The sequence below is a fragment of the Protofrankia sp. BMG5.30 genome (assembly GCF_001983005.1).
Taxonomy (GTDB): Bacteria; Actinomycetota; Actinomycetes; order Frankiales; family Frankiaceae; genus Protofrankia; species Protofrankia coriariae.
In genome coordinates this window covers 1-25447 of record NZ_MOME01000019.1, presented here as the reverse complement: position 1 = coordinate 25447, position 25447 = coordinate 1, and the positions used below count along the sequence as shown (strand labels likewise).

At 70.3% G+C, this 25447-nt stretch carries 22 protein-coding genes and 1 pseudogene; 9 read left to right on the top strand and 14 right to left on the bottom strand.

Translation table 11 applies throughout. The features are described 5' to 3' along the window. Window positions 1–286 precede the first annotated feature (286 nt). The 11 genes and pseudogenes from BL254_RS12415 to BL254_RS27695 form a co-directional block, all read right to left on the bottom strand. On the bottom strand, window positions 287–1726 hold the full coding sequence (locus tag BL254_RS12415) for an NAD(P)/FAD-dependent oxidoreductase (protein WP_047222763.1): 1440 nt from the start codon (window positions 1724–1726) through the stop codon (window positions 287–289). Window positions 1727–1932: 206 nt separating this feature from the next. Beyond that, window positions 1933–2424, bottom strand: a complete 492-nt coding sequence (locus BL254_RS12410; protein ID WP_052914521.1) for a DUF3237 domain-containing protein — start codon at window positions 2422–2424, stop codon at window positions 1933–1935. A gap of 446 nt (window positions 2425–2870) precedes the next feature. After that, entirely contained in the window at window positions 2871–3818 is a 948-nt protein-coding gene (locus BL254_RS12405; RefSeq protein ID WP_139342284.1) for a DUF6390 family protein, read from the bottom strand. Next, a complete protein-coding gene (gene hypD, locus BL254_RS12395; protein WP_047222762.1) occupies window positions 3815–4915 on the bottom strand; it encodes a hydrogenase formation protein HypD in 1101 nt (366 codons plus the stop codon). Before hypD ends, BL254_RS12405 begins: the two co-directional genes overlap by 4 nt. A gap of 222 nt (window positions 4916–5137) precedes the next feature. Next, complete coding sequence (locus BL254_RS12385) at window positions 5138–5410, bottom strand: HypC/HybG/HupF family hydrogenase formation chaperone (protein ID WP_076843375.1); 273 nt, start codon at window positions 5408–5410, stop codon at window positions 5138–5140. A gap of 250 nt (window positions 5411–5660) precedes the next feature. Continuing rightward, a complete protein-coding gene (gene hypE / locus BL254_RS12380; RefSeq protein ID WP_371390552.1) occupies window positions 5661–6779 on the bottom strand; it encodes a hydrogenase expression/formation protein HypE in 1119 nt (372 codons plus the stop codon). 263 nt (window positions 6780–7042) lie between these two features. Next, complete coding sequence (locus BL254_RS12375) at window positions 7043–7717, bottom strand: SIS domain-containing protein (protein WP_083731039.1); 675 nt, start codon at window positions 7715–7717, stop codon at window positions 7043–7045. Window positions 7718–7944: 227 nt separating this feature from the next. Then, window positions 7945–8784: a hydrogenase assembly protein HupF gene (locus BL254_RS12370; protein WP_200902393.1), complete on the bottom strand. Its 840-nt coding sequence runs from the start codon at window positions 8782–8784 to the stop codon at window positions 7945–7947. Between the two features lie 161 nt (window positions 8785–8945). Next, window positions 8946–9176: pseudogene (locus tag BL254_RS29410) on the bottom strand (HypC/HybG/HupF family hydrogenase formation chaperone); the annotation flags it as partial. Between the two features lie 2 nt (window positions 9177–9178). Further along, window positions 9179–12076, bottom strand: a complete 2898-nt coding sequence (locus BL254_RS12360) for a carbamoyltransferase HypF (RefSeq protein WP_052914520.1) — start codon at window positions 12074–12076, stop codon at window positions 9179–9181. Next, window positions 12073–12912, bottom strand: a complete 840-nt coding sequence (locus tag BL254_RS27695) for a hydrogenase maturation protease (protein WP_217699277.1) — start codon at window positions 12910–12912, stop codon at window positions 12073–12075. The genes BL254_RS12360 and BL254_RS27695 overlap by 4 nt, the downstream gene beginning before the upstream one ends. Before the next feature lie 207 nt (window positions 12913–13119). On the opposite strand from BL254_RS27695, the gene BL254_RS12350 reads away from it, so the two are divergent. Then, on the top strand, window positions 13120–13458 hold the full coding sequence (locus BL254_RS12350) for a hydrogenase maturation nickel metallochaperone HypA (RefSeq protein ID WP_047222759.1): 339 nt from the start codon (window positions 13120–13122) through the stop codon (window positions 13456–13458). 91 nt (window positions 13459–13549) lie between these two features. Then, window positions 13550–14413: a hydrogenase nickel incorporation protein HypB gene (gene hypB, locus BL254_RS12345; protein ID WP_047222758.1), complete on the top strand. Its 864-nt coding sequence runs from the start codon at window positions 13550–13552 to the stop codon at window positions 14411–14413. Here the strand turns inward: hypB and BL254_RS12340 are convergent. After that, the gene (locus BL254_RS12340; protein ID WP_076843374.1) at window positions 14406–15668 is read right to left on the bottom strand and encodes an ABC transporter substrate-binding protein; all 1263 of its coding nucleotides are present in this window, start codon (window positions 15666–15668) and stop codon (window positions 14406–14408) included. The genes hypB and BL254_RS12340 overlap by 8 nt on opposite strands. 1070 nt (window positions 15669–16738) lie before the next feature. Next, complete coding sequence (locus tag BL254_RS12335) at window positions 16739–17449, bottom strand: TetR/AcrR family transcriptional regulator (RefSeq protein WP_052914519.1); 711 nt, start codon at window positions 17447–17449, stop codon at window positions 16739–16741. Window positions 17450–17662: 213 nt separating this feature from the next. Between BL254_RS12335 and BL254_RS12330 the strand changes: the two genes are divergently transcribed. The 4 genes from BL254_RS12330 (at window position 17663) to BL254_RS12315 (ending at window position 21905) form a co-directional block, all read left to right on the top strand. Beyond that, entirely contained in the window at window positions 17663–18652 is a 990-nt protein-coding gene (locus tag BL254_RS12330) for an alpha/beta hydrolase (protein WP_076843373.1), read from the top strand. Window positions 18653–19330: 678 nt separating this feature from the next. Continuing rightward, on the top strand, window positions 19331–20260 hold the full coding sequence (locus tag BL254_RS12325) for an alpha/beta fold hydrolase (RefSeq protein ID WP_047222755.1): 930 nt from the start codon (window positions 19331–19333) through the stop codon (window positions 20258–20260). A gap of 192 nt (window positions 20261–20452) precedes the next feature. Beyond that, entirely contained in the window at window positions 20453–21166 is a 714-nt protein-coding gene (locus BL254_RS12320; protein WP_047222754.1) for an MBL fold metallo-hydrolase, read from the top strand. A gap of 106 nt (window positions 21167–21272) precedes the next feature. Continuing rightward, on the top strand, window positions 21273–21905 hold the full coding sequence (locus BL254_RS12315; RefSeq protein ID WP_013873776.1) for an ATP-dependent Clp protease proteolytic subunit: 633 nt from the start codon (window positions 21273–21275) through the stop codon (window positions 21903–21905). Between the two features lie 125 nt (window positions 21906–22030). Here the strand turns inward: BL254_RS12315 and BL254_RS27690 are convergent, their stop codons facing one another. Continuing rightward, window positions 22031–23008, bottom strand: coding sequence for an aminotransferase class IV (locus tag BL254_RS27690; RefSeq protein ID WP_217699276.1), 978 nt, complete (start codon window positions 23006–23008; stop codon window positions 22031–22033). Window positions 23009–23180: 172 nt separating this feature from the next. Between BL254_RS27690 and BL254_RS12305 the strand changes: the two genes are divergently transcribed. The 3 genes from BL254_RS12305 (at window position 23181) to BL254_RS12295 (ending at window position 25339) form a co-directional block, all read left to right on the top strand. After that, window positions 23181–23561: a hypothetical protein gene (locus tag BL254_RS12305; protein ID WP_254858053.1), complete on the top strand. Its 381-nt coding sequence runs from the start codon at window positions 23181–23183 to the stop codon at window positions 23559–23561. Next, a complete protein-coding gene (locus BL254_RS12300) occupies window positions 23558–23782 on the top strand; it encodes a helix-turn-helix transcriptional regulator (protein ID WP_047222752.1) in 225 nt (74 codons plus the stop codon). The genes BL254_RS12305 and BL254_RS12300 overlap by 4 nt, the downstream gene beginning before the upstream one ends. A 435-nt stretch (window positions 23783–24217) precedes the next feature. Beyond that, window positions 24218–25339, top strand: a complete 1122-nt coding sequence (locus BL254_RS12295; protein WP_076843371.1) for a S1C family serine protease — start codon at window positions 24218–24220, stop codon at window positions 25337–25339. Window positions 25340–25447: the final 108 nt, after the last annotated feature.

The following is a 25447-nucleotide window of genomic DNA, read 5'->3' as shown; positions in this document are numbered from 1 at the left end:
GCGGGACCGTCCTGGATCACCTGGCGTGGCGCCTGGGCCGGCCGGCGGACCGTCCGCGGGCCTCGCCCCGCGACTGTCAGTACCGTTTCGGAGTCACTCCGGTGCCGCTTCGGGGCGGTTTCGGGGCCGCTCCCGTATGTCGGCGCGCCTCACGGCGCCGCAGCGGTCGAACGTCCCGGCGTGCCGGCCCCGGCCCCGCGAAGCCGCACGCCCATGGACGAGCACCCCGAACGGGAACCCGTGAACGAAAACCAACCCTGAAAGAACCGTGGACGAGAAACAGCCCTCACGATGCCGGCTGGGGCACGGCTTCCGCCTCGGCCGTCCGTGGCCGGGGTGGCTCCCCCACCGACCAGCCCGGCCGTTCGGACGGCGCCCAGCCGTCGTAACGGAATCCGCCGAACCGGGTTTCCCAGCGAATGGCGAGCTCCGTCGGGATCTCGCCCGCGACCTCCCGCAGGATGCCGCGGCGGTCCGCACCGGGGGCGGCCAGCGCCCGGACCAGGCCACGGACCATCCTTGACGGCCCGATCACGTGCTCGACCTTCCGCGTCCGGTTGAAGGTGTCGCTGAAGTCCGGCCGGCCCTCGCCCCTGTCCCCGAACGTCCGCAGAACTTCGCGGATCAGCGCGGAGGGAGCGTCCGGACGGGACTCCCGGTTACCCCAGTGATAACTGCTGCGTGTGTCGTTGTCCCGGTTCTTCTCCCACGCACGGAGAGTTCTGTCGAGCGCCGCCGGATCGTCGAGGACGGCGTTGGCCGCCTCGCCGAGAAGCCGCCCGTGACGCAGGGCGTCACGCTGTCCCTGACCTGCGACGGGATCCTTGAAATGCCCGGAGTCACCCGCCAGCGCCCACCCGGGTCCGCTTGACCGCCGGTAGTAGGAGGCCAGTTTTCTGGTCGACCGGAGCTGGCTTACGTTCTGGGCGCCGCTGATCCGCTCCGCGACCTCGGGCTCCTCGGCGACGGCCTCCTGCCAGAACCGCTCGCCGCCCTGCTGGAAACGGGGAATGTCGTCCGCCGGGGCCATGAACACCACGAGCAGTCGTCCGCGTGGGCTTGACGGCAGGGTCAGAACAATGCGCGGGCTACTGCGGTATATGCCGTAGATCTCGTGGTGGATCGTGTCCACCGCGGGGTCGTCCATGTAGCGGAAGGCGAATCCCCGCCCGTTCTTCGACCCCCGATAAGGTGTCCAGGCGCCGACGGCCGCCGCGGTCCTGGACTGCCTGCCGTCCGCACCGACCACGAGCCTGGCCCGGATTTCGTACTTCCGCCCGTCGTGCCGGTAGCGCACACCGACGGCTCGGCCGTTCTCCCAGAGCACGTCCTCGAACACGGATTTCTCACGTACGTCGGCACCGGCCTCGCGGCAGGCGGTGACCAGGCACACGTCCTGGTCGTACCGCGGAACGCAGACCCCGTAGTCGATCCCGTCCACCGTGGCGAAACGCTCACGTAAACGAATATCGCCGACCGTGACACCCAGATAGCGGGCCTGCGCGGGGCCGAGCTTCAGAATGTGCGGCAGCGCGCCCATGCGTTGCAGTTCCGACACGCCGCTGGGTACCAGGACGTGCGTCGACAGCTGATCCGACGGGAAGCTCGTCCTGTCCAGCAGGATCACTTTTCGCCCGGCCCGCGCAAGCGGCACCGCCGTGGCCGTACCGGCAAGTCGCGCGCCAACAATGACGACATCGGCATCTTCAGCACCCGTCAGGGTCACAACGCCTCCCAAGGCATGCGCTACGCGTCCGACCGTAATCTTCCGTGCTCTGGTGCGCTCCCCTCATAAGAGTCAACCTGGTGCCTCCATCGGGATAAAATCCCTCCGGAGAGGCCCGTTCACCCGGCCCCGGGTGAATCTCGGTCTGTCACGCCCGGTCGACTGGCCGAGTCGACTCGCCCTGTCAACTCGGCCAGTCGATTCGGCTAGTCGATTCGGAAGACACCGAACTCGATCGCGCCGTTGACAAGACGCCCACGGCCGACGAACACACGGCGCTGCAGCCAGGCGTATCGCTCGTCACCGGTCTCGAACCGAAGGGTGATACTCAGATACTGGTCGGTGTGGCTGATCGTGCCACCGGTCTGTAACGCGGTCCCGACGGCCTCGTTCATCTCGACGAGGCCGGTGTACTGGACGTAGATGGTCGCGTCGTCGTCGGTACGCCACAGGCCCCGCACGTCGATACGCCCGAAACCGTCCAGGCCGATGAGGACCCAGTCGCCGCCGCTGTCCGCCAGCACGTCGGCGTTGATCCGCCTGCCTGTCACGCGGCCGCCGGCGAAGCCGAAGAACAGCCGGGTTCCGAAGGGACCGGTTCCGACCGCCAGCGGCGGACTGAGCTCGGCCCGATAGACGAACTCCTCGGCGACGGTCAGAGCAGCGTCCAGACCAGCATCGGTGGTGGTCTCGCTCATCGTTCTCCTCAGGGTTGTGAGTACTCGTGCGCGGACAGCGGACGTGGATGGTGTCTGCTGGCCTGGCCCACCGCTCGCGGGAGACGTTCCCGAGTTCGCTCGAGCGATCGCTCCTCAGGCCGGCGTCGACCCCCGCGACGGGAACCCCGCGTACGAGCGCCGTGCTCACGCGACGCGGATGACCAGCGGATGACCATCCGATCGGAAGAATCTCAGGTGGCGCCAGGCAACGCTTTGACCTATGTCACATTTTGTTGACAGAACGGTATGATGGTTGGACCAATCATGTCAACCGATCCGCACAGCCCATGTCAGYCCACCGCCAGCGGCGGGCAGCGGCGATCAGCGGGCAGCGACAGCGGGCCAGAAGCCAGAGGTCAAAGGCTGAAAGCCAGAGGCCGGAAGCCGGAAGCCGGACGTCATGGGCAGTGCCGCCGCGCCACCCGTCAGGCGTCGTCCCGCACCTGTCGGGTGAGCGCTTCCCCGGCCGGGCCGGCCTCCCGGGTGCGGGCCAGCCGGCGGTTGGTGAGCTCGAGCTGGGTCACTGTGTCGCGGCGCAGCGTCGTGGCCTGCCCGTCGGTGAGCCGGCTGCTGACCCGGTCCCAGTGCAGGGCGACCCACTCCCCCGGCCGCACGTCGGGGGCGAAGCTGACACCGCCGGTGACGAGCGCGGCCCGCAGCGGCCGGGGCCCGGACAGCCCGAGCCGGCCGTTCTCCCAGGTCAGGCCCGCGGAGCGCACCACGACATGATCGCTGTCGCGTTCCGTCACCTGCCCCCAGCGAATCCGGCAGCTGTCCAGCACGTGCAGTGGCCCGGTGGGGTCCGGCGAGTCCAGCAGCCGGGACCAGGGGTAAACCCCGAAGACGTGGAAGCAGTGGTTCGGCGCGGCCTCGTCAAGAATCTGCGGGGTGAGGTGCCGCCAGTACCACCCGGCCTGCGGACCGATCACAGCCAGCAGCGCCGCGCCGAACTCGCGGGGGTCGACCGCCTCCGACACGCCGCCGCCGAGCCAGTACGCCTCGACCACCCGGCGGTCGAGCGGGTCGTCGATACCGGTGAGCCGGGCCAGGATCCGCAGATACGGCCATGCTCCGTGGAAGCGGCGGGCCAACGCCCGCAGATCACCCTCCGTGGCGCCAGCTCCGCCGGCTCCGGCGGAGCCGGTCGCACTCGCGGCACCCGTCGCTTCGGCCGCTCCCGCGGTACCGGCGGCACCCGTCGCACCGGCGGCACCGGCGGCACCGGCGGCACCGGCGGCACCGGCGGCACCGGCGGCACCGGCGGTCAGCAGTGTCCGCGGCGCGTCGGCCGGGCCGCAGTAACCGAGCTCGTTCGGYGCGTAGGCGTAACGGGCGAACATCCGCGCGCCGTCCTCGTCACAGGACGCGCTCACCGCAGGGCCATCCGTCCGAAGGTGTAGTAGGCCGCGCAGGCGCCCTCCGAGGAGACCATGCAGGTGCCGATCGGGGTCTGCGGTGTGCAGGCGGTGCCGAACACCTTGCACTCCCACGGCTTGATGGCGCCCTTGAGGACCTCTCCGCACTGGCACGCCTTGGGGTCGGCGACGCGGACGCCGGGCATGTCGAACCGCCGCTCGGCGTCGAACCGCGCGAAGTCGTCGGTGAGCCGCAGCGCGCTCTGCGCGATGAAGCCCAGCCCACGCCACTCGAAATGGGGCCGCAGCTCGAACACCCGCGCCATCAGCGCCAGCGCCTGGGGATTGCCCTCCTCGCGCACCACCCGGCCGTACTGGTTCTCGACCTCACAGCGTCCCTGCCGGATCTGCCGGAGCAGCATCGCGACCGCGGCGAGAACGTCCAGCGGCTCGAAGCCGGCCACCACGACAGGCTTGCCGTGCGCCTCGGGGACGAAGCGGTACGGCCGGCTGCCCACCACGGTCGAGACATGCCCCGGGCCGATGAAGCCCGACAGCCGTAGGTCGGGCGAGCGCAGGATCGCCCGCAGCGGCGGGATGATCGTCACGTGGTTGCAGAACACGCTGAAGTTGGTCAGCCCCAGCTCCCGGGCCCGCAGCAGCGTCACCGCGGTGGACGGGGCGGTGGTCTCGAACCCGACCGCGAAGAACACGACATGCCGGTCCGGGTTGTCCAGGGCCACCCCGAGCGCGTCCAGCGGTGAGTACACGAAGCGGACGTCCGCCCCGCGCGCCCTGGCCTCCAGCAGGCTGCCGCGGCCACCGGGCACCCGCATCATGTCGCCGAACGAGGTGAGGACGACCCCCGGCTGCTCGGCCAGCCAGATCGCGTCGTCGACCCGTCCCATCGGTATGACGCACACCGGGCAGCCCGGGCCGTGCACCAGCTCCACCGACTCGGGCAGCAGGTGTTGGATGCCGTGCCGGTAGATGGTGTGGGTGTGGCCGCCGCACACCTCCATGAACGCGTAGCTGTCCGTCCCGGCCAGCTCCGCGATGGCGGCCACCAGCGCACGCGCGGCCGCGGGATCGCGGAACTCGTCGACGAAGCGCATCACGGATCCTCCTTGCAGTGACGGCTTACGGTTACGACCGGCGAGCCGAAACGATCTGTACGACAGCGGCGGAAACGGCCACGGCAGGCATGGCAGACGCAACAATCCCGGCAGACGTGACGGTCCAGGCAGACGCTGCCGACACGGCAAACACGACAGGCACGACAGGCACGACAGACACGGCCGGCACGGCCGACACGGCAGGCACGACGGGCGCGGCGGTCAGGGGATCGCGGACGAGCCGAACGCCTCGATCTCGTCCTGGTAGGCCGCGCCCAGCTTCTCCATCGCCTCGAGCGTGCGCGTCGCCTCGTCCTCGTCGATCACCGCCAGGGCGAACCCGACGTGCACCAGCACCCAGTCCCCGACCTGGGGCCCGTCCGCCGCGACCAGCCGAATGYTGATCGTCCGCCGCACCCCGCTGACATCGACCGTCGCGAGATGCTGGCCCGCGTCGACGATCTCGACAAGCCGCCCGGGAATTCCCAGACACATCAACAACCTCCTCATGCCATGACGCCACCACCTGGCGCCACCGGCCTCCCCGAACCACCCAGAAACGGACACGTCCCAAGAACGAGGGAACAAGTGGTCGCTGTAGCAGCCACTTCCGTACTCAATTCTTTTGATCAGAACAGAACAGGCGGATGAGCGGATGGGCCGGTTGGCGGGCTGGCGGGCTGGCGGGCTGGCGGGCTGGCGGACGGGCCGGTTGGCGGTGCGTCGGGCGGGGCGGTCGGCATGGTCAGCAGATGCGGGGTAGCGGGTCGCCGACCAGCATGTCCACGATCCGGGTGCCGCCCAGGGCGGTGCGCATCGCGACGATCCCGGCCGGCCCCTCGGTGATCTCCCCGATGACTGCGGCCGACCGGCCCCGCGGATGCTCCCGCAGCGCGGCCAGCGCCGCCGGGGCCTGCTCGGGCGGCACCACCGCGAGGAACCTGCCCTCGTTGGCAACGTGGAGCGGGTCGATGCCGAGCAGCTCGCAGGCGCCGCGTACGTCGGGGCGCACCGGCACGGAGCACTCGTCGAGCAGGACCCCGAGGCCGCTGTCCCGGGCCAGCTCGTTGCAGGCCGTCCCCACCCCGCCCCGGGTGGGGTCACGCAGCCACCGCGTCGACGGCGCCGCCGCCAGCAGCTCCTCCACCAGCGCGTTGACCGCCGCGGTGTCGGAGCGGATGGCGGCGTCGATCGCCAGGTTGCCGCGGGCGATCATGACCGCCATCCCGTGCTCGCCGATCGTGCCGGACACCAGCACCCGGTCCCCCGGCCGCACCCGCCGCGCGGACAGCTGCCGGCCGGGCGGGACGAGCCCCACCCCGGCGGTCGTGACGATCAGCCCGTCGGCGGCGCCGGTGTCGACGACCTTGGTGTCTCCGGTCACCACCTCCACCCCCGCGGCCCGCGCCGCCTCGGCCATGTCCCCCGCGACGCGGCGCAGTTCGTCGACGGGGAAACCCTCCTCGATCACGAATGCCGCGGACAGCCACAACGGCCGCGCCCCCGTCATCGCCAGGTCGTTGACGGTGCCATGCACCGCCAGGTCACCGATGGAGCCGCCGGGGAAACGCAGCGGCCGGACCACGAAGGAGTCGGTGCTGAAGGCCAGCGACTCCCCCGACGGCAGCGGCAGAACCGCGCCGTCCCCCAACGCGTCGAGCGCGGGGTTGCGGAACGCGTCGACGAAGACCGCCTCGATCAGCTCCGCCGACGCGCTCCCGCCAGCCCCGTGCGCCGCGGTCACCACCTCGCCGAGCGCCCGCGGCCGGCGCCGCCGGAACGTCTCGACCCGCGCCAGCACCAGCGCCTCGTCCGCCTCCCCGTCCCCGTGGGCCGCCCTCTCCTGGATGACCTCCGCGCGCATGTTCCCGCCCCGGGTGCCGTCTCCGCGGCCCGCCTTCTCCGCCTCCACCCGGYCCGCCCACTTCGTCTGGCCCGTCTGATTCGCCTGACCCGTCTGACTCACCCGGCCCGTTCTGCTCGTCACGCCTGTTCGGTCGGTTGTTCGGTCAGTTCGACCCGCCGGGATCATCCGGTCCGCTCGGTCCGCCCGGTCGGGGTGATCCCTCCGGTTCGGACGATCTGTTCGATCTGCCCGCTCCGTTCGGCCGGCCCGATCCGCCACGGTCATCGGGCGTTCTCCCCCGCCATCGGGGTCGCCGGGTACATCGGGGATATCGGGGATATCTGGGACATCGGGGATGCAGTCGGATGGTCCGCCATCCGCCGCTGCGTCGCGGCCCACAGGTGGTGGCCGAGCAGGGCGTGCGACTCCTGGATGCGGTGCACGCTCTGCGAGTGGACGACGAAGCAGCGGTCGACCACGCCGTCGGCGGCGAACCGGCCGCCGTCGTACCCGGCGAAGCCGACGGTGAGCGCGCCCCGGCGGCCGGCCTCGGCCAGCCCGGCCAGCAGGTTGGACGAGTCGCCGCTGGTCGACAGCGCCACCGCGATGTCGTTCGGGCCGGCGTGCGCGATGAGCTGCCGGGCGAACACCCGCTCGAATCCGACGTCGTTGCCGAGCGCGGTGACCACCGCCTGGTCCGCGGCCAGCGACCAGGCCGGCAGCGGGCGTCCGTGCGGCGGGCGGGAGAACAGTTCGGCCAGGGTGGCGGCGTCGGTCGCGCTACCGCCGTTACCGAAGGTGTACATACGTCCGCCCCGGGCGAAACGGTGTGCCATCTCCGCCGCGGTGGCCGCGATCGATCCGGCGCACTCCCGCAGCGTCGCGTGCTGTAGTCGCACGCTCTCCTGGGCCTTCGCCCGCGCCGAGTCGGCAAGTTCGACCAGCAACGCACCCAGTGCGTCCCCCCGGCCACCGGTGTCCCCGCGGCCTTCCTTCCGGTCGCGGGCATCCCGGCCGCCGGTGTCCCGGCCGTCATCCCGCTGGCCGCTCCTCCGGTGGCCGCCGTCGCGCCGGGCGCGGTCGTCCCGGTCAGCGCCGGCCCGGGGGCTGCTGTCCCGGTCGTCGCCGTTGTCCTCCTGGGGGTGGAGGAACGGGTACAGGAACGCGGTGTGCTCGGTGGTCATCACTCACCGTCCTGGTCGAGACGAATGATCGCCGTCGCGGCATGGACCARCACCAGATCACCCGTGGCCACCGGATCGACCAGCAGGGTGCTGACGAGCTCCATCCCCGTGGCGGTACGCACCAGTGCCCGTCCGTCGGCCGCTCCCCGGGGCGTGACCACTTCGCCGAGGCGGCCTTCGTCACCGCAGGTGACGCACGTCCCGCCGGTCTGCTCCCGGGCGGACGGGTGGAGCACGGCGGTGTGCTCGAGGCAGACGTGGGTCAGCTCCCACAGCAGGTGGTAGAGGAGCACAAGCCGGCCGGTGGTCGGCAGCAGCGGATCCGGGTCGTCCAGCCACAGCACATGATCAGCTGTACCGGCCGGCGGACGCGGACCGCTACCGATCCATATCGTGCCTGTCTCCCAGGCCGGCGCCCGGCGCAGCACGGCACGCACCACCGGGTCATCGGCGGCGGCCACGGCAAGGACGACGTCACCGGGCCGGGCCGCCAGCCGGATCATGGCGACGGGATCCGGGCCGGTCACGGCCACCGCGGGCAGCGCCGGCTTGCCGACGACAGCCGGGTGGACGAACTCGACCGCGACATGGTGCGCGTGCGGCCCCCACGCCGGCGACAGACACCACAGGGTGGCACCGCCGGCAAAACGCCGGGCCAGCGCGAGCGAGGCCCCCGCGAGATCAGCCGCAAGATCCTCGGTCAGCCCACCGTCGTCGGTGTCGTCCACGCCGCCGACAGCGCCGGCGGTCGCCTCTGGAACGTTCGCCGGCTCCTGCCGTGTCTTCCGGGGATGACCTGTCACAGCGTCGTCGTCACCAGTGACCGCCACGGCGCTCATCGCATTCCCCCGGTTTTCCCGACTCCCCCGGTTTCCCAGGCCTCCCCGGATCTCCTGACCTCCTCGGTCTCCATGGTCTCCGCGGTCTCCCCGAATCCTCTTTTTGCTTCGGCTTCTCTTTCCTCGACTTCCCCGGCTTCCGTCAGGTGGCCTGTCGCGGTGTCGTCGATCAGCTGGTATTCGCGCATCACGTCCAGCGTGTGCAGTGCCGACTGCTGGTCGAGCCGGGTCAGGGCGAAACCGGCGTGCACCATGGTGTAGTCGTCGACCGCGAGATCCGGCAGATACGCCAGGCACACCTTCCGCGTCTCACCGGGGAAGGCGACGTGGGCCATCCTGGTCCCGCTCTCGTCCCAGACCTCGACGATCCGGCCCGGAATCCCCAGGCACATGGTCACCTCTCCTCATCGTCCCCGGCACGCAGGCGYAGCACCGCGACCGCGGCCTGCCCGAGCGCGAGCCCGCCGTCGTTGGGCGGCACCAGGTGGTGGACGAGCGTGTCGAATCCGGCGGTGCGCAGCCGCTCCTGGCAGGCGCGCAGCAACAGCACGTTCTGGAACACCCCGCCGGTCAGGCCGGCCAGCGACACCCCTCGCTGCCGGCCGACCCGGGTCACCACCTCGGCGACCGCGTCGGCCACCGCCTCGTGGAACGCCGCGGCCAGCACCGCCACCGGCACGCCGTCGCGCAGCCCGGCCACCAGCGCGCGCAGCAGCGGTGCCGGGTCGAGCACACCGTCCGCGCCGACCGTCAGCCGTGGTGCCACCGTCAGCCCCGATATCCCGGGCACCTTCGACATCCCCACTGCCGCCGGTATCCCCGATGCCGGTCCCGCTCCCGATCCCAACCGGGCCTCCTGTGACGCCGCTGCGCCCGCGGCCGGGACGGTGACCGCCTCGAGCGCGGCCGCTTCGAGGGCGATCGCGGCCTGGCCCTCGTACTCGACGCGGTGGCAGATGCCCAGCAGGGCGGACACCGCGTCGAAGAGGCGTCCCATGCTGGTGCAGGGGACGCAGCCGATGCCGCTGTCGAGCTGGGAGCGCACCGCGGCCAGTTCGGCGGGCCGGCAGGCGGCCACCGCGGGCAGGTCCGGCGCCCACGGGATGCCGGCGGCGGCCAGGTGGGACAGCGCCATCCGGCACGGGTTGCGCACGGCCGCGTCCCCACCGGGCAGCGGCACCGCGCGCAGATGGCCGACGCGGGTGAAGCGGTGGCTGTCCGCACCGAGCAGCAGCACCTCACCGCCCCAGACCTCGTCGCCCCGGACCTCGTCACCCCGGAGCACACCACCCCGGAGCACGCCGTCCCGGGACGCCCTGTCCCGGGACAGTGCGTCCCGGCCCGCGCCGCTCGGGACCGCGCTGTCGGTGCCGCCGATGCCGTAGCCGGTGCCGTCGAAGGCCACTCCGATGATCGGTTCACCCAGCCTGCCGTGCTCGGCGAGCAGGGAGACCACGTGCGCATGATGATGTTGGACGAGCAGCGGTGGCCGGTCACCGGCGTGGCGCTCGGCCCAGCGGCGGGTCGAGTACCCCGGGTGGGCGTCGGCGACCAGCCGCGCCGGGCGCATGGCGTACACGGCGGTGAACTGCTCGACCGACCGCTCGAAGGCGCGCAGCGCCGCCAGACCACCCATGTCACCGACGTGCGCCGAGCAGAACGCACGCTCACCGTCGGTGACACAAAAGGTGTTCTTCAGCTCCCCGCCAACGGCCAGGACCACCTCGACCGGCCGACGCGAACCATCCTGGTCCGCCACCCGCCCAACCCTGCCCGCGGACGCCGGTCGACCTCGGCTGCCCACGGGCGCTGTCCGGCCGAACTCGACCAGCAGGGGCGTGTGGCCGCGGGAGCGGCGGATCGGCAGTTCGCGGCCGTCGACGACGCGGACCACCGAGTCGTCGCAGGGCAGCAGGATCGGACGGTCATGGGTGAGCATCGCGTCGGCCAGCGCCGGCAGCCGGCCGCGGGCGTCGGTGTCGTCGAAGCAGATCGGCTCGTCGGCCAGGTTGGCGCTGGTCAGCACGACGCACGCCGGGGGCACGACGGCCGCGCCGGGCACCTGGGCGAACAGCAGATGGTGCAGAGGCGAGTAGGGCAGCAGCAGGCCGATCAGCGGGTTGCCCGGCGCCACGTCCGCGGCGACGGGAGCGTCCGCCCGGCGCCGCAGCAGCACGATCGGCCGGGCCGGGCCGCGCAGCACCGCGGCCTCGGCCGGGCCGATCTCGGCGAGCCGCCGGGCCACGTCAAGATCCCGGACCATCACCGCGAACGCCTTGCCCACCCGCGCCTTGCGCTCGCGCAGCAGCCGCACCGCCACCGGGCTGTCGGCCCGGCAGGCCAGGTGGTAGCCGCCGATCCCCTTCACCGCGACGACGCGACCATCGGCCAGCGCCCGCTGGGCCGCGGCCAGCGCCCCGTCCGACCCGGTCACCTCCGCCTCCGGCGTCTCAGCCGCCCCCGGCACCCCGGCTCCGATCACCTCGGCTCCGATCGCCTCGGGCCCGATCCCCGCTGAGTTGGACGCCGCCGGCCTGGCGGCCTCCAGCTCAGCGGCGTCCCACGGCCCGGTCACGCTGTGGTGGCCGTCGGCCACGGCAGGGGCAGAGCATGCGAGGGGCGTGAAGGGGACGAAGGACAACCGCGGCCCGCAGTCCGGGCAGCACACCGGCTGGGCGTGGAAGCGGCGGTCGGCCGGGTCGTGGTACTCGGCCGCGCAGGCCGAGCACATCGGAAAGCCCGCCATGGTGGTGGCCGCCCGGTCGTAGGGCAGCGACCGGATGATGGTGAACCGGGGGCCGCAGGCAGTGCAGGTGATGAACGGATGACGGTAGCGGCGGTCGGCCGGGTCGAACAGTTCGCGTACGCAGTCGTCACACACCGCCGTGTCCGGGGGGACGACGGCGCCGACGGTGTGAGCGGCGTGAACACCCTCGCAGCCATCGCGGCTGGCCACGATGCGGAAGCCGGCCTCTCCGGTCACCGGCGGGGCGTCGTCCACCCGCACGGTGGTGACCCGCGCCGGTGCTGGCGCGTCACCGCGCAGCCGCCGCAGGAACTGCGCGACCGTCGCGGGGCTGCCCTGGACCTCGATGAACACCGAGCCGCTGTCGTTGCCCACGAAACCGTCGACGCCGAGGGCGGTGGCCAGCCGGTGGACGAACGGCCGGAACCCCACCCCCTGCACAACGCCTTCGACCCGCACCCGCCGCCGCCACACAGCACCGGGATGGCCAGGCTCCCCAGCACGCGCATGACCGATGACGGCCGGACAGACGCCTTCGGCCGTCATATGGACGGCCCCGGACCCGCGGCAGCGGCAGCGGCAGCCGTACGGCCACCCCTGCCATGCTCACGGACGGCCGGGCCGGACCCCGGGCGCGTGTCCGCCGTCTGCGGGCTGCGAAACCCGGCCAGGAAGTCCCGTTCGATCAGGCCGATGACCTCCCACATGGCCTGGCGCACCGCCGCGGACAGCTCCCAGCCCGCGTCGACGCACTCGGCCTCGATGAGGAACACCGTGACCTCGTCAGGACGGCTCGCCGCCGCCGAACCGAGCCGGCCTGCCACCGGTACCAGGCCGGCTGTCCGCCCCTCCCCGACCGGCGGTGGGCCGCCTTCCCGCCCCTCCCCGAACGGTGACCGGCCGGTCATCTGATCTTCCCAGGCCGTGCGGCCTTCCTGGGCAGGCTGACCTTCCTGGGCCGGTGGCGGGCCGGGCGTCCGCTCGTCCGGCCGGTGCTCGTCCGGCCAGTGCGCGTCCAGCCAGGTGGCGAGCGCCAGCGCGTGGTCCCAGCGGAAGGCGTGGCTGTGCAGGCCGGCCAGCGGCGGGAGATCGGCCAGCTCCGGGCCGGGTACACGGTAGATCGTGCCCGGCCGCGCGCCGGTGCGGGCGGCGTCGACGATAACCACCCGGCGGGCCTCACGGATCCGGAACGCCACATCCATCCCGGCGGTGCCGCCGTCGACGACCCGCACCCCGTCGGGGATGCCTCGCTCCCACAGGTGCCGGATGAGGACCGGCCCGACGCCGTCGTCCCGACGCAGGATGTTGCCGCAGCCCACCAGCAGCAGTTCGCGACGCGCCGGTGTGCCGCCGCCGACGGGTCCCGCGGGGAGCTGCGTCACCGGGCGCCTCCATCCGTTCCAGCCGTCCCGTCCAGCCGTCCCATGTCGATCTTCTATCCGCCGCGCGCCAGGACCATCGCGTTGATCGTGAAGTTGCCGACCTCACGCCCGCCGCGCCGCCGGGCCCACCGGCGGGCGCGATCCAGATGATCAAAACTGGGGTGGACGCGTCCGGCGGGCCGGGCGCAGCCGCGGAGGGGGCGCACCGTGCACGAGCTGTCGATCTGCCACGCCATCGCCGGCATCGTCGTCGAGCACGCCGGTGACCGTCCGGTACGGACCGTGAACGTACGGATCGGGCAGCTACGGCAGATCGTGCCGGACACCCTCGTCCACTGCTGGTCGCTGGTCAGCCAGGGCAGCACGCTGGACGGCTCGCGGCTGCGGGTCGAAAGCGTGCCGGCGCGGGTCCGCTGCGCCGGCTGCGGTCACACCTGGACGCTGAGCGCGCCGGTCATGCTCTGCGGGCAGTGCGGCGGCCACGAGGTGTCGGTGCTGCGGGGCGAGGAGTTTCTGATCACTTCCCTGGAGCTCGGGGAGGCGTGAACGGCCGCGGGCTGGTTCGATCGACACCTTCGATCAACGAGTTTCACGGTCGGCGGCTTCGGTCGGCGGCGCGGGCCGGAGGAGGATCACCATGGGCCGATTCCACTGGCACACCGACGACAGCACGCACGACGACCACCGCCACAGTCATGATCATCACAGTAACGATCACCATCACGGCCAGGACGAGCGCATAGGAGATCATTCCGGCTACGAGACCGGGACGCGGCGTGTCGAGGTGCTGGCCGCGATCCTCGGCGAGAACGACCGGCTCGCAGCCGCGAACCGCCACGACTTCGACGCCGCCGGGACGCACGTCGTCAACCTGATGTCCGCGCCGGGCGCCGGCAAGACGGCCCTGCTGCGGGAGACCCTCCGCCGGCTGTGCCCCACGCTGCGGGTCGGGGTGATCGAGGGCGACATCGAGACCAGCATCGACGCCGACCGGCTCGACGGGCTCGGCGCCGTGGTGTCGCTGGTCAACACCGGTCAGGGCTTCGGCGGCGAGTGCCACCTGGACGCCGCCATGGTCCGTTCGGCGATCGGGCGCCTGCCGCTGGACCTTCTCGATCTTGTCGTCATCGAGAACGTCGGCAACCTGGTCTGCCCGGCCGAGTTCGACGTCGGCGAGCACCGGCGCGCGATGATCTTCTCGGTCACCGAGGGCGAGGAGAAACCACTGAAATACCCGATCATGTTCCGGTCCGCCGACCTCGTCCTGATCAACAAGGTGGATCTGCTGCCCTACCTGGACTTCGATCTCGAGCTCTTCCGCCGCAACCTCACCGATGTCAATCCCGGCGCGACCAGCCTGAAGATCAGCGCCCGTACCGGCGCCGGCCTCGGCGCGTGGTGCGACTGGCTGTCCGCGCCGCATCCCCCGTGGCCCGGTGCCGGTCGTCCGGCGGAGCGGCCCGACGCCGAGGCACGGGCGCGACGGGAGGACGTCAGCTGACGGGGGTGTCGCTGATGGGGAGGCCGCAGCGCACCACCGGGTCCAGCGGCAGGAAGCGGCTGCCGTCGTCACTGACGCGGACGAAGTCGTAGCAGTTGGCGGCCTTGCCGCGGTTCGTCGCGAGGTCGATCGGGGCGGGCAGCAGGCCGCCGCCGTCGTAGGCGCGCACGCCGCGCAGCCCCCGGATGAACCCCGGGCGGGTCGGGCAGGGGCCGGCGGCCTCCAGGCCGCGCAGGAACATGTCGGCGGACAGCCAGCCGAAGACCGCGCTGTCCTGGGCGGGTGACTGCACCTGCGGGGCGTACCGCGTCATCGCGTCGATCATCCGCTGGTGTGCGGGGCTGTTCACCTCGAACGGGACGAAAGTGATGTAGATGACGGTGCCGGCGAGGGTCGGGCCGAGCTGCTTGAGCAACGCCGGGTCGTAGCCGAACGGAGCGATCACCGCTTTGAGGTTGACACCGGCGGCGCGGACCGCCGGAAGAATCTGGGCGAGGATGTCCGGAGTGACGATGCCGGCCAGAGTGTTGAGGCGCGCCGCCTTCATCTGCGCGGCCAGTGCCCCGAAACTGGTCGTCTTGGCGGTCACGGTGAAGCTCGCCTCGACGCGGATACTGGCCGCCTGCAGGCTTGTTCTGAGCTTCTGATAGAAGATCTCCGTGGCGTCGCTCAGCTCGGTGTTCACTATCAGGGCGCGGGTACCGCCCTGGCTACGGACGAAATCCCCCCAGACGCTGGAGGATCCCTGCGTGGCCGAATAGTAGTGCCAGGAGAACATGTTGTCGTGGTTGTTCCAGTCGACGTCGCCGGCCAGCCCGACGACCGGGACTTCGAGATCGTCGAGATACTGCGCGGAGCCGACCACCACCCCCGCTGTTTCCAGAATGCCGATGACCCCTTCGTCCCGAACGAGTTCGCGAGCACCGGCGCGGTTCCCGTCGGGAGAACCGGCGTCGTCCCGCCAGGCATACACGACCTTCCTACCGTGGACGCCGCCCGCGGCGTTGGCCACTCCGAGACGCGCCTCGACACCGGCCCGGAACGTACGGTAGGCGGYCGACGTCGGCCCGCTGTCGTCGAACAACAAGCCGATCTTGACCTCGCTGTCTGTGACACCCGGTGAAGTACAGGGGCCCGATCCCGCACGGCCGGGCTGGGCCCTCGGGGTAGCGCAGGCGAACAGCCCGGTCAGACTGCCCAGCGCGGCAGCCAGCACGGCGAACGACAATAACGAGCGCCTCCCGATCATGAACATCGCAACGGGCTCCCTTGCCGCCACCGGACACCTACAGGTCACATCTGGACACAAAGCGTGCTCCGGCAGAAAACGGTACAAGAAGAGAATCCGAGCGGCACCGAATAATCGACACCCCGCATGTGAAACATGTCACGTACAACCCATTATCCGCCCCACCCCCGAGCGGGCCACCCCCGCGACGCACCAGCCATCCTAGATCACAAGAAAATTCTCCAAAAGATTACCCGCCCCCACCGTCACCACACCCGCGAACGCCCGCCACCGGACCGTCCATCAGCTCCCAAGAAAAACCCGCCACAACCACCACTCACATCCGGCACCAAAATACAACCGAACGAATTCGCCCCGGAACAGCCGGAAACAATCCGACCCGGCCCCACGAACCACAAACACCGACGCCCGGCGAATACCCGCCTCAACCCAGTTCGGATTTGCAGATCATGAACACCGGCATAGAAATGAGCATCGTGGGCGGTGGCCCGTAGTTTCAATCTGACTCGGATTTGTAGATCGCAGGGACTGTCCACTGAAGGTCGCTCAGCCGCCTCGGCCGACACCGACGGCCGTCGGTGAAATCGACCGGAAATCCACCGACCCCGCCCGCATCCGCACCCCCGCCAGCGGCGGTGTCTCGCGCCTGCCGTGTTTCAGCGACGCGGGTTTCACCCCCGAACTCCACGATGCCGCCGCTGGCGACCGCACCATCCAACTCATCGCCCCGCAACGGCTCTACCACGGGGAACAGCGGCTTCGCCGCCGCCCAGGCCGTTCGCAGGGGAGGCGCGGCCCAGACTTGCGGATCGCGCACACCCTCCTGTCGACGATCTTCGGGGTCGGCCACATCCTGTTTCAATCCGATTCGGATTCGTAAGATCGCAGAAATTATTCCAGATGAATCCGGTCTTCACCGCCGGGTTTCAATCCGACTCGGATTTGTAGATCGCAGGGACCCGCTGTCCGGATTGTACCCCGCCTGAGCCGGGGGTTTGCAAGATCCAACCACAACCTCCTTTTGAAGATTTTTTAGATCATGTTGAGATGATCTAAAAATTCTGTGCCGTTGCAGGTCAGGATACATGTCGATCTCTCACCACAACCTCCCGGGTTCGTCGGCGTTCCGGAGGTTGCGGTGGATGATCTGGGCTGCGGACGGGGGCGAAGGCGCGAAGGAAGGTGTTGACGCCGGCGGCGATGGCCGCGCGCAGCTCGGCGTCGGCGACCTCTCTGGTGCCGAGCGCGGAGAGTTCGGGGAGGTCTCCCGAGACGAGGGCGAGGAAGTGCGCGGCGGCGGTGTCGGGCTCGTCGAGGTCGAGGTGGCCGCGGTTGGACAGGCGGGCGAGGCGGCCGGCGAGGGCACTGCGCACCCGCGACCCTCCGTACGCGAGCGCCTCGTCGAAGAGGTCGGGGAACCGGCCGGCCTCGGCATACATCAGCCGCTGGAGGATCCAGCCCTCCCCGGTGAGCTGGCAGTCGATGACCTCGCGAGCCACCCGGGAGAGGTCGCCGGCGAGGTCGGCGCCGTCGTCGGGCAGGGTGTCGAGCGCGGTGACCATCCTGTCGCCGGCGCGCCGGGCGCCGTCGAGGATGACCGTGCGGAAGAGCGTCTCCTTGTCACCGAAGTGGTTGTAGACGGTGGGCTTGGCGACTCCCGCCAGCTCCGCGATCGCCTCCACCCGAGCCAGGCCGTACCCGTCGCGGGTGAACACGCGCAGCGCGGCGTCGAGGATCGCGACACGCTTGTCGATCCGACCGTGATGGACGGTAGCGGACGGTGCCATCGTGTGACCATATCGATCGACAGTTCCGCGCGGCAACTTGAATGAACCTGAACGTTCAATATAGTGTCCGTGGAGTCAAAGTTGCGCTCCGCTGGCGGGCTCGCCGCTGTACAGCTCCACCGCGGTACAGCTCACCGCGGTACAGCTCACCGCAGTACAGCTCGCCACGGTGGAGCGCGACACAGTGAAGCTCGACATGGTGAGGAAGGCGTCGTGGCGTCCGTACCGTTGGAGGACCGGGTCGACCCGCAGCTGCGCGACTATCTCGTGAACCCGCCCAGCCGCCCCCGGCTGAGCCGGCTGCACCCCGCGGCCGACCGCGTCCGGACGACCGACACACACGTCAAGATCATCGACGGGCCGGACGTGCGGGACGTGCCGGTACGGGTCTACCGTCCTGCCGAGGCCGATGCCGAGGCGCCGGTGGTGCTCTTCGTCCACGGCGGTGGTTTCACGCTGGGTGAGCTTGAGCAGTTCGACCAGCACTGCGCGTGGTATGCCACGGCATCCCGGGCGGTGGTCGTCTCGGTCGGCTACCGGCTGGCCCCCCAGTTCCCCTACCCGGCGGCGCTGCATGACGCCCACGCCGTGTGGAGCTGGCTGACGGGCGGCCCCGACGAGGAGGCCGGCGAAGGAGCCGGCAGGAGAGTCGGTACAGGGGCCGCGGAGATCGGCGTCGACCCGACCCGGTCGGCCATCGTCGGCTCCAGCTCGGGCGCCGCCATCGCGGCCGGACTGGCGCTGTACCTGCGCGACCGGCAGGAGCCCCTGCCGTCCCTGCTGCTGCTGCACGCACCCGTACTCGATGACCGGCACACCACGGTCTCCAGCCAGGCCATCACCGACCCGCGCACCTGGAACCGGGCCGGCTCCCAGCGGGGCTGGCGCAGCTACCTCGGCCCGGTGGCCGACGCCGCGGACGTGCCGGCCTACGCCGCGCCGGCCCGCGCCACGGACCTCGCCGGGCTGCCGCCGACCGCGCTGATCCTCGGCGATCTCGAGCTGGCCCGGGACGAGGCGCTGACGTTCGCCACCCGGCTCGCGCAGGCCGACGTGCCGGTGGAGCTGCACATCTACCCGAACGCCACACACGGCTTCGACGTCGTCGTGCCCGACGCCGCCGTCAGCCTCGCGTCCCGCCATGTCCAGGGCGAGGCCCTGCTGCGCGCCCTGCACCCGGCCGACCACGGCCGGCCCGACTGACAACGACTCGACTGACAACGACTCGACTGGCGGCGACTCGRCTGGCGGCGAGCCGTTGTCAACCGGGCCGGCCGAGAAACGGTGCGACGGGACAGCGATGCCCGCCTGTCTTCGCAGCTCATGATCCCATTCCGAAAATCGCCCATAAGGCTCGTCGGACGCTCCTCCTTCGAGCGGCCCACCGTGTAGGTGACTTCCGTCATCCCGACAGCGGTTTCGACCTACGGCGGCTGAGGCTGTCGGTGGAAACCGTCGTTCCGACAGCGCTTTCCACCGACAGCCGACGGGCGTCGGCCGAGGCCGTAGGTGACTTCCATCGTCCCGACAGCGGTTTCCGCCTACGGGGCTGGGTGGCCTGGGCGTCAGGCCTCCTGGAGCGGCCGTTTTCACCGGAGGTGGGGCCCGACCGCGCTGGATGCCGGTGGCGCGTGGTGGCAATCGCGTCATCGGTTCTGGCAATCGTGCCGTCGGTTTCCGCCCGTCCGGTTGTGGCCCCCGACCGCGGTCGCCTACCGTGCAGGACGTGAACCCGCGCGGGACGAAGCACCTGATCACAGGTCACAGCGGCGTCTCGTCCGGTCGGAATCCCGGCACATCCTGACTGTCGTTGGCAGCCTGACCTGCCGTCGGCAGCCAGCCGCGGCGGAATGGCCGATTCCACTCCGATGAGAGGCTTACATGTCCGTACGTGGGACCGACCGTAACGCCGCCACCGATGGCCCGGCCGTACAGCCGTCGGAGCTGGCAACACCGGAAGCGATTCACGTCACGACCGACGACAACGTGACCTTTGTGATTCGGCTGCTCGAGCATGACGACCCGACCGCCCCGGTCGTGCTGATCCTGCCGGCCATGGGGATGAAGGCGAAGTTCTACCGGCCGTTGGCGAAGGCGCTGTTCACCGCCGGCCTGTCCGCCGCCACCTGCGATCTGCGGGCCCAGGGGGAAAGCACACCGGGCCTGCGCGAGCAGCCCAACTTCGGCTACCGCGAGCTGCTGGAAGTGGATCTTCCGACAGTTCTCGCGGCGCTGCGGGCACGCCTGCCGCAGGCGCCGGTGTACCTGTTCGGGCACAGCCTCGGCGGCCAGCTCGCGCTGCTGTACACGGCTTCGGCATCGAAGGAGATCGCCGGTGCCTGCGTGATCGCGACCAGCAGCGTCTACTGGCGGTCCTTCGCCCGCGGGCGCCGGCTCGTCGCGCTCTGGCAGGGGCAGATCATCGGCCTGGTGTCCCGGATCCGTGGGTACTGGCCGGGCGGCATGGTGATCCCCGCGCCGATGGCCGGCGGTGTGATGACCGACTGGGCCCGACACATCCGCAACGGGCGCTACCAGCCCCGCGGCAGCGGGCGGGACTACAACGAGGCGCTGCGCACGTTCGACCTGCCGGTACTGGTGATCTCGATAGCGGGCGACCCGCTCGGCCCGCGTCCCAACGTCGACTTCCTGTGCGGCAGGATGCGCGCCGCCCAGGTCACCCGCTGGCACGTCGATGACGGCTCCGGGGTGATCGTCAACGACCATTTCGCCTGGATCAAAAGCAGCGGCATCATCGGCTCCGCAACCGCCGCCTGGATCACCGGGGGCGCCCTCCCCACCGGGACGTGACAGAACGGTTCTCCGGCCAGGCCCGTTCTTCGCCCCCGGGCACCCGCACCGCGTGGACGTGGCAGAGGCTGGTTCCCACCGCCCCTGGCCGCCGTGTCCCGCCGCCGATCGCAGGATCCGCTGATCGGCGAATTCCGGCATGATGGTTCCGGCCGACCGCCGTCGCRCCGGCCCCGGCCGTAGTCTGGGCCAATGGTCAACCGTCTGTACTTTCGTCAGTTGCTGTCCGGACGGGACTATGCCGTCGGCAACCCGGTGGCAACCCAGATGGTCAACTTTACGTACCTGATCGGGGACCGGGAGACCCGGGATGCGGTGGTGATCGACCCGGCGTACGCGGTCGACGATCTTCTCTCGGTGCTGGCTGACGACGGGATGCGACTGACCGGTGCCCTGGTCACCCATCACCACCCCGATCATGTCGGCGGCGAGATGTTCGGTTTCGTCCTGCCGGGCCTGGCGGAGCTGCTCGCCCGCGTCCAGGTCCCGGTGCATGTGCAGCGGGACGAGCGCGAGTGGGTGTGGCGCACCACCGGTGTGTCCATCACCGACCTCGTCGGCCACGACCACGACGACGTGCTCGACGTCGGCGCCGTGCCCGTCCGCCTGCTGCACACCCCCGGGCACACCCCGGGCAGCCAGTGCTTCCTGGTGGACGGCCGGCTGGTCGCCGGTGACACGCTCTTCCTGGAAGGCTGCGGACGCACCGACTTCCCCGGCGGTGACCCCGACGCCATGTACACGAGCCTGCAGCAGCTGGCCGCGCTGCCCGACGACACCGTCGTCTACCCCGGTCACTTCTACTCGGCGCAGCCCAGCGCGCCGATGTCGACGGTACGCAGCGGCAACGCGGTGTTCCGCCCCCGTTCCGTCGAACAGTGGCGGGCCTTCTTCGGCGGTGGATGACAGCCCGCCCATATGCTCAACCACCCGTCCCGACCCTGACCGCACGGGTGCGCCCCTGCCGGCCACCGCGGTCGCGCAGCACCCGGCCGAACCGAGAGAGAAGCACATGACACGCACCGCTGTGAACCGTTACGTCCTGCCCAACATCATCGAACGCACCTCCCGCGGCGAATATGGGATGGATCCCTACTCCAAGCTGCTGAAGGAACGCATCATCTTCCTTGGCACGCAGATCGACGACGTTTCCGCGAACGACATCATGGCGCAGCTGCTCTACCTTGAGGGCGAGGATGCCGACCGCGATATCTCGCTCTACATCAATTCCCCGGGCGGCTCGTTCACCGCGCTGATGGCGATCTACGACACGCTGCAGTTCGTCCGGCCCGACATCCAGACCCTCTGCCTCGGGCAGGCCGTCTCCGGGGCGGCCGTCCTGCTCGCGGCCGGGACACCCGGCAAACGGTTCGCTCTCAGCAACAGCCGGATACTGCTCGACCAGCCGTCCAGCCAGAGCCAGGGGCAGTCGAGCGACCTGGAGATCCACGCCCGGGAGATCCTGCGGATGCGGGATCTGCTGGAGACGATCCTCGCCCGGCACACCAACCGGAGCCCCGACCAGATCCGCCGGGACGTCGAACGCGACAAGATCCTCGACGCGAACGAGGCGGTCGAGTACGGCCTCGTCGACGAGGTCATCCAGAGCCGGAAGAACTCGTTGCGACGAGCTGCCTCCGAATAACGGTACGGGTACGCACGGGGCCGCGGGGCGCTCCGCCACTACCATTTCACCGCTTTCCGGTTCACCGCTTTCGGAATGCGTCTCCCCGCGTCGCCTGGCCGGCGTTGCGGAACGTCATGGCGGCTCTACAACGGTTCGCCGGGGATGCTGAGGTATTCCCGGCGGAGGGTTTCGACGATCGGGTGATCGGCTGCCAGTTCCCGGTCGTCGACCGCGGCGATCGCGCGTACGCCGACGGCCGCGTTGGTGGCGAACGCGGCCTGCATACCGACCAGTCCCAGCCAGTCGACCGGTGCGATGATCGTGCGTTCGYGCGTCCGCTGGAGCAGCTGCATGGTCACGCCGCGCAGGCAGTCCGCGGCAGGCCAGATCACGTGGTCGCCGTCGAAGCAGCCGACGTTCCAGGTGGCACCCTCCGAGACGAGATCCGTCGGGTTGCCGCCCCCCGAGGTGATGCTCCCCGGGCTCGAACTCCGCGGGCCAGAGCCCTCCAGGGCCGAGCTTTCCGAGACCCGGCTCTGTGCGGCCCGGCTCCGCGAGGCCAGCCCCTTCGGAGCGGCCCGGCTCTCCGAGACCGCGCCCCCCGATGTCAGGCCCTCTGGCACCAGACCCTCTGACAGCACGCTCTCCGGGGCCAGGCCCTTCGAGGCGGGAGAGGCGATGCCGGGGGCGGCCTCGGTGAAGATGACGTCGTCGAAGCCGTTGAGCTGCGCGGCACGGCGGTGGCGCAGCGCGTCGAAAAGGCCCACGTGTTTGACCGCCGGCATGTTCCGGCGGTACGCGACCGAGCGGACGCGCAGCGGCGGCAACGGCGCGGCGGGTGCCGGCCTGGTGTTCACCAGGACGCGCGGCTGCGCCCGTAGGCTCGGATGCCCCACCTCGAGCGCCGGGTCGAAGACGGTTATCCGGAGCACACAGGAGCCCGCGCCGATGGGACGCGTTGCCCGGCGGGCAAGATGACGGACCCGGTCGACGTCCAGTTCGGCGTCGAAGAGCAGCCTGCAGTCGTGGGCCAGCCGCTTCAGGTGCAGCGACAGCCCGCGCACCCGCTGGCACTCGACCAGCATGGTCGTGAAGTGGCCGTAGTTCGTCAGCRCCAACACGGCAAGATCATTAACGTTGGGCGGCGCACCGTCCAGCTCCATCACGGGCAGCAGTCTCGCATCCGRCAGGCGGAATGATCGACGCACCGGACCGCTCATGACAACAAGGCTTGTCTCAATGGAAAGTATGCTTTACATTGAGAACATGATCGATAAAATACGACAGGACAACATGACACGCACCGCGCGCAGGGCGATCTTCCTGGACGGTCTGCCCGTCGCCACCCTCGGTGGGATCGCACTGGCCCTGGGCAGCAGTCCCGACCAGAGCGCCGCCCAGAAGGCCTGGTGGCTCGGCATCAGCGGCGCGTTCACGCTCGCCGTGGCATGGGTGCTGCTGCGAGCCTTCCGCCGCGCCGACGAGTACCAGCGCAAGATCCAGCTGGAGAGCATGGCGATCGCCTTTGCCGCGGTGATGGTAGGGCTGCAGATAGCCGCCCTGCTCGACGCCGCCGACATCGTCCAGCTACGCCAGCTCGTTCAGGCGATCACCATTGGTGGCGTGGCGATGTGGCTCCTGATCGCGGACCTGCGCACCCGTCTGCGCCGATGAAGAACCGGCTGCGCGTGCTGCGGGCGGAACGCCGGTGGAGCCAGGCCGACCTGGCCGACCGATGCCGGGTGTCCCGGCAGACCATCAACGCGATCGAGACCGGACGGTACGACCCCAGCCTTCCCCTCGCATTCACCCTCGCCGACATCTTCGGCCTGACCATCGAGGAAATCTTCCTCTTCGACCGGCCAGGGACAGGAACCAACACCGACCTGCCCTGAACCCCTGCCCTGCACCCGGTGYCCGGCCTCGATCAGGTCGCCTTTCGCCACCCGAACGAGGATGACCGGCGGGCACGTAATYGAGGCCCCGGCGCCCGCACATAATCCGCAACCGGTTTCCGGTGAATGTGACGGATACCGAATCCGGGCCGGTGTGTCCTGGGCGTGATGTGCCCCGCATCGCGGCGATCGTGATTACCCGAGGTTTGCCACGCGATTGTCTTAGATCAACGGACGTCGCCCAACAGAGCAGACTCAGGGTAGGTGAAGGTCACAGTGGGTGAGGTCACAACCGGCCAGGAAAGCCCCGGCACCGACGGAGCACAGCAAACAGTTCCCGGAGCGGTAACGGGCGAAAAGCCCTGGCGATCCGYATCACGTCCCGCCCGGCGGAGACCGCGGCTGCGCAGCGCTGTCGCCGGCTGCGCGGTAATAGTGGTCGGGGCCGTCAGCCCGGCCTCCGGCGTCATCGGCACCGATACTGGAACTGCTGCTCCGGGCGGTGGTGTAAACGCGCCGGCCGCCACCCGGGCGCTTCAGACCTTCACCATTCCGGATGCTTTTACCGCCGCTGGCAGCCCCGTTCCCGCGCAGCTGTCGGCGGCCACCGACCGGGTACTTCCCGGAGTGGTGAGAATTTTTTCCAGGATCACCTCGCAGAACGCCTCCGCGGCGGGCACCGGTATGGTGCTGAACGCCTCCGGCGAAGTGCTCACCAACAACCACGTCATCGCGGACGCCGACGCCATCACCGTCACCGTCGCCAGCAGCGGCCGTTCCTACCAGGCGTCGGTCGTCGGGACGGACACGACCGACGATGTCGCGGTCCTGCGGTTGCAGGGCGCCTCCGGGCTTACCGCGGTTCCGATCGGTGACTCCTCGAGGGTCGGGGTCGGTGACTCCGTCGCCGCCATCGGCAATGCCGAAGGCGGGGCACCCGAGATCGTCTCCGGCAGGATCACCGCGCTCAACCAGAGCATTACCGCGACCGACTCCGACGGCCGCAACCCCGAGGACCTCTCCGGGCTGATCAAAACCGACGTCGCCATCAGACCCGGGTTCTCCGGCGGCCCGCTGGTCAGCTCGGCCGGTGAGGTCATCGGGATGGACACGGCGGCGACCGCGTTCAACGAGTACCTACCCGCCGGGCTGCGGGCCGGGTACGCCATCCCGATCAGCCATGYGATCTCGGTCGCCAGTTCGCTCAGCGCCGGGAAAAGCGCTGGAAAAACCGCCGTCGTTTCCGCGGCGCGTGTGGAGGGTCCCAGTGCTCGCAGCGGCAGCGGCGTCACAGTGGACGCCAGGCTGGCCCGCCTGACGCTTACCCGTGGCTCCACGCAGGCACGGGTAAGCAGCGTCCTCGCCGGCGTGTACGAACGCGATCTACGTATCGGCACGTCCCCGTCGTCATCCGGCCCTCTGGGGACGGCGGGCAGGCCGCGGGTTGGCGCACCGGAAGCTGGTTCGCCGCGACCCCGGCAACCCGCCCGCTCGGCTCCGCAGGCCGGCCTGGCCAGCCGTGGCAGGCGTCCAGCCAGGCGCTACCGCATACGCTGACCCGTGCGGGTGGGGTTTTCGTGCATGACGAAGAGGGGCCACCCGAAACCGGGCAGCCCCTCCCCACCACACACAAGTCCGGCAGCGACCTACTCTCCCACGCAGCCA